The following is a 13,339-nucleotide window of genomic DNA, read 5'->3' as shown; positions in this document are numbered from 1 at the left end:
TTATTCCTAGACCTCATCCGTTCTCATTGGTGAATGGCTGCGGGCGCAAGCCCCGGCCAAAACAGCATAGCCAATGCCCTGCGCGGTCGGCGAAGACCGCGTCCTGCATGCCCGTGAACGGGCGTGACGTACGAAAACCGATTCCACTTGCAAGCCGAATTCAGGCAGGAAACCTCATGACCGACGCGTTCGAACTCCCCAGCACACTGGTCCAAGCCCTCCAGCGCCGCGCGGCCCTGACGCCGGATCGGGTGGCCTTGCGTTTTCTTGCCGAAACCCAGGATCAGGCTGTGGTGCTCAGTTATCGTGAGCTGGACCAGCGGGCGCGCACCATTGCCGGTGCGTTGCAGGCCGAGGCGTCGTTCGGTGATCGCGCGGTGCTGCTGTTTCCCAGCGGCCCGGATTACGTCGCGGCGTTTTTTGGTTGCCTGTACGCAGGCGTAATCGCGGTGCCGGCCTATCCGCCGGAATCGACCCGCCGTCATCATCAAGAGCGCCTGCTGTCGATCATCAGCGATGCCGAGCCGCGCCTGCTGTTGACCAGCGCCGACCTGCGCGACGCCTTGCTGCCAATCAACGAAGCGCCGCCGCTGTTGTGTGTCGACACCCTCGACAGCAGCCTGGCCGAGCGCTGGGTCGCACCGGACTTGCAGGGCGAGCACATCGCTTTCCTGCAATACACCTCCGGCTCCACCGCATTGCCTAAAGGCGTGCAAGTCAGCCACGGCAACCTGGTGGCCAACGAACGATTGATTCGTCACGGCTTTGGCATCGACCTCAATCCTGACGACGTGATCGTCAGCTGGCTGCCGCTGTACCACGATATGGGCCTGATCGGTGGCCTGTTGCAGCCGATATTCAGTGGCGTGCCGTGTGTGTTGATGTCGCCGGCGTACTTCCTCGGCCGCCCGTTACGCTGGCTGGAAGCGATCAGCGAATACGGCGGCACCATCAGCGGCGGGCCGGATTTCGCCTATCGACTGTGCAGCGAGCGCGTCAGCGAGTCGGCTCTGGAACGCCTCGACCTGAGTGGCTGGCGTGTGGCTTATTCCGGTTCTGAACCGATTCGCCTCGACACCCTGGAACGCTTCGCCGAGAAATTCGCGGCCTGTGGTTTTACGCCAGACAGCTTCATGGCCTCTTACGGTCTCGCGGAAGCGACACTGTTCGTTGCCGGCACTCCGCGCGGTCAGGGCATTCCGGCGTTGCGCGTGGACGATCAGGCCTTGGCGCAAAACCGCGCCGAACCGGGCGACGGCAGTCCGGTCATGAGTTGTGGCATCAGCCAGCCGGATCATGCAGTGCTGATTGTCGATTCGGTAACGCTTGAAGAACTCGCCGACAACGCGGTCGGTGAAGTCTGGGCCACCGGGCCGAGCATCGCCCATGGCTACTGGCGTAACCCCGAGGCCACGGCCAAGACGTTCGTCCAGCACGCCGGTCGCACCTGGCTGCGCACCGGCGACCTGGGCTTTTTGCGTAATGGTGAACTGTTCATCACCGGGCGCCTGAAAGACATGCTGATCGTTCGTGGTCACAACCTCTATCCACAGGACATCGAACAGACCGTCGAGCGTGAAGTGGAGGTGGTGCGCAAAGGTCGCGTGGCCGCGTTCGCGGTCAACCTCGAGGGACAGGAAGGCATCGGCATTGCCGCGGAAATCAGCCGCAGCGTGCAGAAGATCCTGCCGCCCGAGGCGCTGATCAAAGCCATCCGCCAAGCGGTGGCCGAGGCGTATCAGGAGGCGCCGAGCGTGGTGGTGCTGCTCAATCCGGGGGCGCTGCCCAAGACTTCCAGCGGCAAGTTGCAACGTTCGGCCTGCCGCAATCGCCTGGCCGATGGCAGCCTCGATAGCTATGCGGTTTTCCCGTCGGCAGCGAACGAAAGTGAAGGCAGCAGCGAGTCGGGTTCCGAACTGCAAACCCTGATCGGCCAGATCTGGTGCGAGCAATTGCAGGTCAAGCAAGTCAACGCCGACGATCACTTCTTCCTGCTCGGCGGCAACTCCATCGCCGCTACTCAAGTGGTCGCACGCCTGCGTGAAGCGTTGGGGATGGAGCTGAATCTGCGTCTGTTATTCGAAGCGCCGACCCTCGGCGCGTTCGCCGCCGCCGTCGCCCGGCAACAACAGGATGGTGGCCTCGCCCAAGGCGCGATCACTCAGCTGTCGCGCAACGACGCCATGCCGCAATCCCTGGCGCAAAACCGTTTGTGGATCACCTGGCAACTCGACCCGCAGAGCAGCGCCTACAACATTCCCGGCGCCTTGCGCCTGCGCGGCGAACTGGACGAAGACGCCTTGCGCGCCAGTTTCCAGCAACTGATCGAACGTCACGAATCCCTGCGCACGCGGTTTTTCGAGCGCGACGGTGTGGCCCTGCAACAGGTCGATGCTGCCGCTGAGTTCGATCTTCAGGTGATCGACATCAGCGACGTGCCGGCCGCCGAGCGTGAAGCCCGCGCGCAACAAATCCGCGAGGACGAAGCCCGCATCCGGTTCGACCTGGAGAACGGCCCGCTGCTGTGGGTGACCCTGGTGCGCCTCGATGATGAGGATCATCAACTGCTGGTGACGATGCACCACATCATCGCCGACGGCTGGTCGCTGAACGTGCTGATCGACGAATTCTCGCGCCTGTATGCGGCAGCCTCTCAAGGCCAGACCGCCAGCCTCCCGGCCTTGCCGACCCAATACGCTGACTACGGCAGTTGGCAGCGCCAGTGGCTGGCGCAAGGGGAGGGCGAACGGCAACTCGCTTACTGGAAAGCGCAGTTGGGCGACGAGCATCCGACCCTGAGCCTGGCCACCGACCACCCACGTTCGGCGCAGCACACTTACAGCGCCGCCCGCCACACCCTGCGGTTGGACGCGGGCCTGAGCAATGCCATTCGCCAGACCGCCCAGGCCCATGAATCGACACCGTTCATGCTGTTGCTCGCAGCGTTCCAGAGCCTGTTGCATCGCTACAGCGGCCAGCGCGACATCCGCGTCGGCGTGCCGAATGCCAACCGTCCACGCCTGGAAACCCAGGGGCTGATCGGCTTCTTCATCAACACCCAAGTGTTGCGTGCCGAAGTGGACTCGCGACTGCCATTCGTGGAGTTGCTGGCACAAACCCGGCAAGCCTCATTGGGGGCGCAAGCGCATCAGGACCTGCCGTTCGAACAGCTGCTCGAAGCCTTCCCCCAGGCTCGCGAACAAGGTTTGTTCCAGGTCATGTTCAACCACCAGCAACGGGATCTCAGTGCATTGCGCCGCTTGCCGGGGCTGCTCGTCGAAGAGCTGCCGTGGCACAGCCGCGAAGCCAAGTTCGACCTGCAACTGCACAGCGAAGAAGACCGCAACGGACGTTTGAGCCTGTCATTCGACTACGCCAGCGAACTGTTTGACGCACCGACCATCGAGCGTCTGGCCGAGCACTTCAGCAACCTGCTGCGAGCCATCTGTGAACGCCCGCAACAAGCGATCGGCGACCTGCAACTGCTGACCGCCGCCGAACACGCTCAGCACAATGACTGGAGCGTTGCCCCATGCAACCCGGCACAGCAGTGGTTGCCGGAACTGCTCAATGAACAAGCGCGCCAGACCCCGGACCGCACCGCGTTGCTGTGGGACGGCGGCAGCCTGGACTTCGCTGAACTGCATACTCAGGCCAACCGCTTGGCGCATTACCTGCGCGACAAAGGCGTCGGCCCGGATGTGTGCGTGGCCATCGCCGCCGAGCGTTCGCCGCAGTTGCTGATCGGCTTGCTGGCGATCATCAAGGCCGGCGGCGCTTATGTGCCGCTCGACCCTGATTACCCGACCGAGCGCCAGGCCTACATGCTCCGCGACAGTGGCGTCGAGTTGCTGCTGACCCAAACCGAATTGCTCGACTGCTTGCCGGCCACTGATGGCGTCTGCGTGATTGCCATGGACGCCCTGCACCTGGAGAACTGGCCAAGCCATGCGCCGGGTCTGCACCTGCACGGCGACAACCTGGCCTACGTGATTTATACCTCCGGTTCCACCGGCCAGCCCAAGGGCGTTGGCAACACTCACGCGGCGCTCGCTGAACGTCTGCAATGGATGCAGAACACTTATCGCCTGAACGAAACCGACGTGCTGATGCAAAAAGCCCCGATCAGTTTTGACGTGTCGGTGTGGGAGTGTTTCTGGCCGCTGATCACTGGGTGCCGCTTGCTGATCGCCGGTCCCGGCGAACACCGCGATCCACACCGCATCGCGCAACTGGTTCAGCAATACGGCGTGACCACGCTGCACTTTGTGCCGCCGCTGCTTTCGCTGTTCATCGACGAACCGCTGACCGCCGAATGCACCAGCCTGCGCCGGGTGTTTTCCGGCGGCGAAGCCTTGCCCGTCGAACTGCGCAACCGCGTGCTGACGCAACTGCCGGCGGTGCAACTGCACAACCGTTATGGCCCGACCGAAACCGCGATCAACGTCACCCACTGGCACTGCACAACCACCGATGGCGAGCGCTCGCCGATTGGCCGGCCATTGGGCAACGTGCTGTGCCGGGTGCTCGACAGTGACCTCAACCCGGTGCCGGCCGGCGTGCCGGGTGAACTGTGCATCAGCGGTATCGGTTTGGCTCGAGGTTATCTGGGCCGTCCGGGGCTGACCGCCGAACGCTTTGTCGTCGATCCGCTGGGCGAGCAGGGCGCGCGTCTGTACCGCACCGGCGACCGTGGGCGCTGGACCGCCGATGGCGTAATCGAATACCTCGGTCGTCTCGATCAGCAGGTCAAGCTGCGCGGTTTTCGTGTCGAGCCGCAAGAGATCGAAGCACGGCTGTTGGCACAATCCGGCGTCGCCCAAGCGGTGGTGCTGGTGCGCGAAACGGCGGTCGGCGGGCAGTTGATCGGTTACTACACCGCCACTGATTCCACTGAAGACCTCGACGCTCAAACCGCACGCCTGACAGCTGCGCTGGCCGCCGAGTTGCCGGAATACATGGTCCCGGCGCAACTCATGCGTCTGGACCAAATTCCCCTGAGCCCGAGCGGCAAACTCGATCGCCGCGCCTTGCCGGAACCTCAGTGGCATGTCCGCGAGCACGTCGAACCGGTCACGGCGCTTGAGCAACAAATCGCCGGCATCTGGCGCGAAGTGTTGGGCCAAGCGCAGATCGGTCTGCGCGACGACTTCTTCGCCCTTGGCGGCCACTCGTTGCTGGCCACGCAAATCATCTCCCGTACCCGTCAGGCCTGCGACGTCGAGTTACCGTTGCGGGCGCTGTTCGAGGCCAGTGAGCTGGGCGCGTTTGCCGAACAGGTTCGCTTGATCCAGGCCAGCGGCAAAACCAACCGGCAGCCTCCGATCGAGAAGGTCGACCGCCGCCAACCGGTGCCGTTGTCCTACTCCCAGCAACGCATGTGGTTCCTCTGGCAGATGGAACCGGACAGCCCGGCCTACAACGTCGGCGGCATGGCGCGGTTGCGCGGCGTGCTGGATGTCGGGCGTTTCGAGGCGGCGCTGCAAGCGTTGATCATGCGTCACGAAACCCTGCGCACGACATTCCCGAGCGTCGACGGCGTGGCCCGGCAACAGGTGCATCCGGACACCGGTATGCGCATGGACTGGAAGGATTTCTCCGCACTGGATGCCGATACCCGTGAGCAGCGAGTCCAGCAACTGGCCGACAGCGAGGCGCACACGCCTTTCGATCTGGAAACCGGACCGTTGCTGCGCGCCTGCCTGGTCAAGACCGCCGAGCAGGAACATTACCTGGTGCTGACCCTGCACCACATCGTCACCGAAGGCTGGGCGATGGACATCTTCGCCCGGGAACTCAGCGCGCTCTACGAAGCCTTCGTCGATGACCGCGAATCGCCACTGCAACCCTTGCCGGTGCAGTACCTGGATTACAGCGTGTGGCAGCGTCAGTGGCTGGAGTCCGGCGAACGTCAGCGCCAGCTCGATTACTGGACCGCGCAACTGGGCCGTGAACATCCGCTGCTGGAATTGCCCGCCGATCGTCCGCGTCCGCCGGTGCAAAGTCATCAGGGCGAACTGTTTCGCTTCGACCTCAGCGATGACCTCGCGGCGCGGGTTCGAGCCTTCAACGCAGACAACGGCCTGACCCTGTTCATGACCATGACCGCCGCCCTGGCGGTGCTGCTTTACCGCTACAGCGGCCAGACCGACCTGCGCATCGGTGCGCCGGTGGCCAACCGCATTCGTCCGGAAAGCGAAGGGCTGATCGGGGCGTTCCTCAACACTCAAGTGCTGCGTTGCCAACTCGACGGGCAGATGTCGGTCGGCGAGTTGTTCGAGCAGGTTCGCCACACGGTGATCGAAGGCCAGTCCCATCAGGACCTGCCGTTCGATCACTTGGTCGAAGCCCTGCAACCACCGCGCAGCGCCGCTTACAACCCGCTGTTCCAGGTGATGTGCAACGTGCAGCGCTGGGAATTCCAGCAGAGTCGCAACCTGGCCGGGATGACCGTCGAGTACCTGGCCAACGATGCGCGAGCGACCAAGTTCGACCTCAACCTGGAAGTCACCGATCTCGACCATCGCCTGGGTTGCTGCCTGACCTACAGCACCGATCTGTTCGACGAGCCGCGCATCGCGCGCATGGCCGGGCATTGGCGCAATCTGCTGGAAGCGTTGCTGGCCGATCCGCAACAGCGCTTGGGTGAACTGCTGTTGCTCGACGCCAGCGAACAGCAAAACCTGCTCGACAGCCTCGGCATCGAGCCGGGTGAGCATCGCCTCGATCAATGCATCCATCAGCTGTTCGCTGAGCAGGCGCTGGTACGCAAGGACGCGCCGGCGCTGACGTTCGCCGGGCAAACCCTGAGCTACGCCGAGCTCGACAGCCGCGCCAATCGTCTGGCCTGGATGCTCCGTGAGCGCGGTGTCGGGCCGCAGGTGCGGGTCGGCTTGGCGTTGGAACGTTCGCTGGAGATGGTCATCGGTTTGCTGGCGATCCTCAAGGCGGGCGGCGCCTATGTGCCGCTGGACCCGGAATACCCGCTGGATCGCCTGCACTACATGATCGAAGACAGCGGCATCGGTTTACTGCTCAGCGATGCGGCGATGTTCGCGGCACTCGGCGAACTGCCGGCCAGCGTCGGTCGCTGGTGCCTGGAAGACGATGCCGCGGACCTGGCCAACTACCCGGCCAGCGAACTGCCGTTTATCAGCCTGCCGCAACATCAGGCATACCTGATTTACACCTCGGGCTCCACCGGCAAACCGAAAGGCGTGGTGGTGTCCCACGGTGAAATCGCCATGCACTGCCGCGCGGTGATCGAGCGTTTCGGTATGCGCCCGGATGACTGCGAGCTGCACTTCTATTCGATCAACTTCGATGCCGCGACCGAGCGTCTGCTGGTGCCGCTGTTGAGTGGTGCGCAGGTGGTCCTTCGCGCTCAAGGCCAGTGGGACGCGCAGGAAATCTGCGGGCTGATCCGTCGCCACAACATCAACATCCTCGGCTTCACCCCGAGCTACGGCAGCCAGTTGGCGCAATGGCTGGCAACCCAGGGCGAAACCCTGCCGGTGCGCATGTGCATCACCGGTGGCGAAGCCCTGACCGGCGAACACCTGCAACGGATTCGCGCGGCGTTCAAGCCGAGCCTGTTTTTCAACGCCTATGGCCCGACTGAAACCGTGGTCATGCCGCTCGCCAGTCTGGCACCGGAGCAACTGGAAGAAGGGCAGGGCAGCGTGCCGATTGGCAGCGTGATTGGCGCTCGGGTGGCGTACATTCTCGACGCCGATCTGGCGTTGCTGCCACAAGGTGCGACCGGCGAGTTGTATGTCGGCGGTGCCGGTCTGGCACAGGGTTATCACCAGCGTCCAGGGATGACGGCCGAGCGTTTTGTCGCCGATCCTTTTGCCGCGAACGGCGGACGCTTGTACCGCACCGGCGACCTTGTCCGTCAGCGCGCCGATGGTCTGGTGGAGTACCTCGGCCGCATCGACCATCAAGTGAAGATCCGTGGTTTCCGCATCGAGCTGGGCGAGATCGAAACCCGTCTGCTGGAACATGAATCGATCCGTGAAGCGGTCGTGCTGGCGCTCGATGCGCCGAGCGGCAAGCAACTGGTGGGCTATCTGGTTACAGACGTGGCCGAGCAGAATGAAGCGCAACAAACTGCATTGCGCGAAGCGTTGAAGGCGCACCTCAAATCTCAGTTGCCGGATTACATGGTGCCGACGCACTTGATCCTGCTGGCCAACATGCCGCTGACCGCCAACGGCAAACTCGACCGTCGCGCACTGCCGGCGCCGGACCCGGAGTTGAATCGTCAGCAGTACGTGGCGCCGAGCAACGAAATTGAGCTGACCCTGGCCGGCATCTGGTGTGAAGTGCTCAACGTTCAACAGGTCGGCCTCAACGACAACTTCTTCGAACTGGGCGGCGATTCGATCCTGTCGATCCAGGTGGTCAGCCGGGCGCGGCAGCAGGGTATTCACTTCAGCCCGCGCGACCTGTTCCAGCACCAGACCGTACAGACGTTGGCTGCGGTGGCGACCCGCACCGAGCAGGTCACCGCCGAGCAAGGTTTGCTCACGGGTGAATCGCGTCTGACGCCCATTCAGCACTGGTTCTTCGACACCGAAATCCCGCAGCGTCAACACTGGAACCAGGCGTTGCTGCTGGAACCGACCGTGGTGCTGGAGCCGCATCGCCTGGAGCAAGCGCTGTTGGCGGTGATCGAACAGCACGACGCCTTGCGCCTGCGTTTCACTGAGGTCGCCGGCCGTTGGCAAGCCGAGCATCAGGCGGTTTCCGATGCCGCTGTGCTGTGGCAGGTACACGTGCCGACCCTGGACACATGCGCCGCGCTGTTCGCCGAGGCCCAGCGCAGCCTCGACCTTGAGCAAGGGCCACTGATGCGAGCGCTGCTGGTGGATGATCCCGAGGGGCAACAACGGTTGTTCATTGCCATTCACCACCTGGTGGTGGACGGGGTGTCGTGGCGGGTGCTGCTGGACGATTTGCAAACGGTTTATCGGCAACTGGAATCCGGGCAGTCAGTAAAACTGCCAGCGAAAACCAGTGCCTTCAGGGACTGGGCCGCACGGTTGCAGGCTTATGCCGGCAGCGAATCCTTGCGGGAAGAATTGAGCTGGTGGCAGGCGCAACTGGCCGGCCCAAGCGCTGAATTGCCGTGTGATCAGCCTCGGGGTGGGCAGCAGAATCGTCACGCGCAAACCGTCAGCGTGCGCCTCGACAGCGAGCGCACCCGGCAACTGTTGCAACAGGCACCGATGGCCTATCGCACCCAGATCAACGATTTGCTGCTGACTGCGTTGGCCCGTGTGTTGTGCCGCTGGAGCGGTCATGGGTCAGCGTTGATTCAACTCGAAGGTCACGGCCGCGAACCCCTGTTCGACGACATCGACCTGACCCGCACTGTCGGCTGGTTCACCAGTGCTTATCCGCTGCGCCTCACTCCGGTGAGTGAGCAGGGCGCGTCGATCAAGGCGATCAAGGAGCAACTGCGCGCGGTGCCGCATAAAGGCCTGGGGTATGGCGTGCTGCGTTACCTGGCCGATAGCCTGTGTCGGCAGACCATGGCCGCGCTGCCGCTGGCGCCGATCACCTTCAACTACCTCGGCCAGTTCGACCAGAGCTTCGGCAGCGATGCGCTGTTCCGTCCGCTCGATGAGCCGGTCGGCGCGGCCCATGATCCGCATGCGCCGCTGCCCAACGAACTGAGCATCGACAGTCAGGTGTACGGTGGTGAACTGGTGCTGCGCTGGACCTTCAGCGCCGAACGCCACGACCGGCAAACCATCGCCGACCTAGCGCAGGCGTATCTGGATGAATTGCACAGCCTGATCCAGCATTGCTTGAGCGACCATGCGGGCGGCCTGACGCCGTCGGACTTCCCGCTGGCCAAACTGACTCAGCCGCAACTCGATGCACTGCCCGTGCCGGCGGCGATGATCGAAGACGTCTACCCGCTGACCCCGATGCAGGAAGGCATGCTACTGCACACCTTGCTCGAACCGGGCACGGGCCTCTATTACATGCAGGACCGCTACCGCATCAACAGCGAGCTCGACCCCGAGCGTTTCGCCCTGGCCTGGCAAGCGGTGATCGCCCGCCACGAAGCCTTGCGCGCCTCGTTCTGCTGGAACATCGGCGAAGACATGCTGCAAGTGATCCATAAACCGGGCAACACGCCGATCGAGTATCTGGACTGGAGTGCGGTGGCCGAAACCGAGCAAGAACCGAAGCTGCAGGCGCTGCTGAAAAGCGAGCGCGAGGCCGGGTTCGATCTGCTCAATCAGGCACCGTTTCACTTGCGCTTGATCCGGGTGGGCGCGGAGCGTTACTGGTTCATGATGAGCAACCACCACATCCTCATCGATGCCTGGTGTCGTTCGCTGTTGATGAACGACTTCTTTGAAATCTACACCGCCCTCGGCGAAGGCCGCGAAGCGCAACTGGCGGTGCCGCCGCGTTATCGCGATTACATCGGCTGGCTGCAACGCCAGAGCCTGGCCGAGGCGCGGCAGTGGTGGCGGCAGAACCTGCAAGGTTTCGATCGCACCACGCCGATTCCGAGCGACCGGCCGTTCCTGCGTGAACATGCCGGCGACAGCGGCGGCATGATCGTCGGTGACCGTTACACAAGGCTTGATGCCCGTGACGGCGCGCAATTGCGCGAACTGGCCCAGGCCCATCAGCTGACCGTCAACACCTTCGCCCAGGCGGCGTGGGCGTTGGTGCTGCGTCGCTTGAGCGGTGAGCGCGACGTGCTGTTCGGCGTCACGGTGGCCGGGCGTCCGGTGGACATGCCAGAGATGCAACGCACCGTCGGGCTGTTCATCAACAGCATCGCCTTGCGGGTGAAAATGCCCGAGGACGATCAGCGCTGCAGCGTTCGTCAGTGGCTCAGCGGTTTGCTCGACAGCAACATGCAACTGCGCGAGTACGAGTACCTGCCGCTGGTGAGCATTCAGGAAACCAGCGAACTGCCGAAAGGCCAGCCGCTGTTCGACAGCCTGTTCGTGTTCGAAAACGCCCCGGTGGAAGTCTCGGTGCTGGACCGCGCGCAAAGCCTCAATGCCACTTCGGATTCGGGCCGCACCCACACCAACTTCCCGTTGACGGCGGTTTGTTATCCGGGGGATGACCTGGGTTTGCACCTGTCCTACGACCAGCGTTACTTCGACGAATCTACCGTCGAGCGCATGCTCGGTGAGTTCAAGCGCCTGTTGCTGGCGCTGGTCGAGGGCTTCCATGGTGACATGGCCGATTTGCCGCTGTTGGGCGCCGAGGAACAGGACTTCCTGATCCATGGCTGCAACCAGAGCCAACACGACTATCCGCTGGAGCAGAGCTATGTCTCATTATTCGAAGCGCAGGTTGCCCGGCATCCGCAGCGGATTGCCGCCAGTTGTCTCGATCAGCAACACAGCTATGTTGAGCTGAACCAGCGCAGCAACCGTCTCGGCCATGCGTTGATTGCCGCCGGCGTCGGCCTCGATCAACCGGTGGCGCTGCTCGCCGAACGTAACCTCGATCTGCTGGGCATGATCATCGGCAGCTTCAAGGCCGGTGCCGGTTACCTGCCGCTGGACCCGGGCCTGCCGAGTCAGCGTCTGAGCCGCATCATCGACCTGAGCCGCACGCCGTTGCTGGTCTGCACCCAGGCGTGCCGTGAACAAGCCGTCACGCTGTTGGAGGAATTCGGATGTGCCAACCGGCCTCGATTGCTGGTTTGGGAAGATGTGCAGGCGAGCGACGTTTCACTGGCCAACCCGGGTATTTACAGCGGCCCGGACAACCTCGCCTACGTGATTTACACCTCGGGCTCCACAGGCCTGCCGAAGGGGGTGATGGTCGAGCAGCGCGGCATGCTCAATAACCAGTTGAGCAAGGTGCCGTACCTGAAGCTGAGCGACGCCGATGTGATCGCCCAGACCGCTTCGCAAAGCTTCGATATTTCGGTCTGGCAGTTCCTCGCGGCGCCGTTGTTCGGTGCCCGGGTGGACATCGTGCCGAACAGCATTGCCCACGATCCGCAAGGTTTGTTGGCTCACGTTCAGAGCCACGGCATCACTGTGCTGGAAAGCGTACCGTCGCTGATTCAGGGCATGCTCACCCAAGACCGCATGAGCCTCGACGGCCTGCGCTGGATGTTGCCGACCGGTGAAGCGATGCCGCCGGAACTGGCGCATCAATGGTTGCTGCGTTACCCGGAGATCGGTTTGGTGAACGCCTACGGCCCGGCGGAATGCTCGGACGATGTGGCGTTCTTCCGCGTCGACCAGGCCTCGACCCGTGGCAGTTATCTGCCGATCGGCACGCCGACCGACAACAACCGTTTATACCTGCTAGATGGCGCGCTGGAGCTGGTGCCGCTGGGGGCGGTGGGTGAGTTGTGCGTGGCCGGCACCGGAGTCGGTCGCGGCTATGTGAGCGATCCGTTGCGCACGGCGCAGGTGTTTGTGCCAAACCCGTTCGGCGCACCGGGTGATCGTTTGTATCGCACTGGCGACCTGGCCCGGCGGCGCAGTGACGGCGTGCTGGAATATGTCGGTCGCATCGACCATCAGGTGAAGATCCGCGGTTACCGCATCGAACTGGGTGAAATCGAAGCGCGTCTGCACGAGCAGCCGGAAGTTCGCGACGCGGCGGTGGGTGTGCAGGAAGGTCTCAACGGCAAGCATCTGGTCGGCTATCTGGTGGCAGCGGATTCGGCATTGAATCCGAACGAGCGACTGGAGCGGATCAAGCAGCGCCTGCGTGCCGAGTTGCCGGAATACATGGTGCCGCTGCACTGGTTGTGGCTCGACAAAATGCCGCTCAACGCCAACGGCAAACTCGATCGCAAAGCCCTGCCGGCGCTGGAGATCGGCCAGTTGCAAAGCCAGGACTATCAGGCGCCGGGCAATGAGCTGGAGCAGACCCTGGCGGATATCTGGGCCCAGGTGTTGAAGGTCGAGAAGGTTGGCGTGCGTGACAACTTCTTCGAACTCGGCGGGCATTCGCTGCTGGCCACCCAGATCGCCTCGCGGGTGCAAAAAGTCCTGCAACGCAACGTGCCATTGCGGGCGATGTTCGAGTGCAGCACGGTGGCGGAGTTGGCCAGGTACATCGACGGGTTGGCGGCGAGCGACATTACCGAAGAGAAGGCGGATCGGTTGAATGACCTGATGGCTGAGCTGGAGGGGCTGTAGTTCTCTAGCGCTTGCGCTGGCGCCTTCGCGAGCAAGCCCGCTCCCACATGAGTCCTGCGAACACGGGTCCAGTGTGGGAGCGGGCTTGCTCGCGAAGGCGCCAGAACAGACACCACAAAGGTTCGGGTTGACTGACGGGGCCCACGCGGCTCAGGCTTCCCATGCTCTTTAATGGATCC

1 protein-coding gene is annotated in these 13,339 nt (G+C 63.2%); it reads left to right on the top strand.

Annotated elements, in window-relative coordinates; all coding sequences use genetic code 11:
* Nucleotides 1-176: 176 nt before the first annotated feature.
* Nucleotides 177-13,160: a non-ribosomal peptide synthetase gene (locus PSH64_RS21190; RefSeq protein ID WP_305478558.1), complete on the top strand. Its 12,984-nt coding sequence runs from the start codon at nt 177-179 to the stop codon at nt 13,158-13,160.
* The last annotated feature ends 179 nt before the right edge of the window (nt 13,161-13,339 follow it).

Origin of the sequence: Pseudomonas sp. FP1742, from assembly GCF_030687145.1 — a bacterium.
Lineage (GTDB): Bacteria > Pseudomonadota > Gammaproteobacteria > Pseudomonadales > Pseudomonadaceae > Aquipseudomonas > Aquipseudomonas frederiksbergensis_D.
The sequence above is the reverse complement of the archived record's forward strand: the minus strand, read 5'-3'. Positions and strand labels throughout refer to the sequence as shown.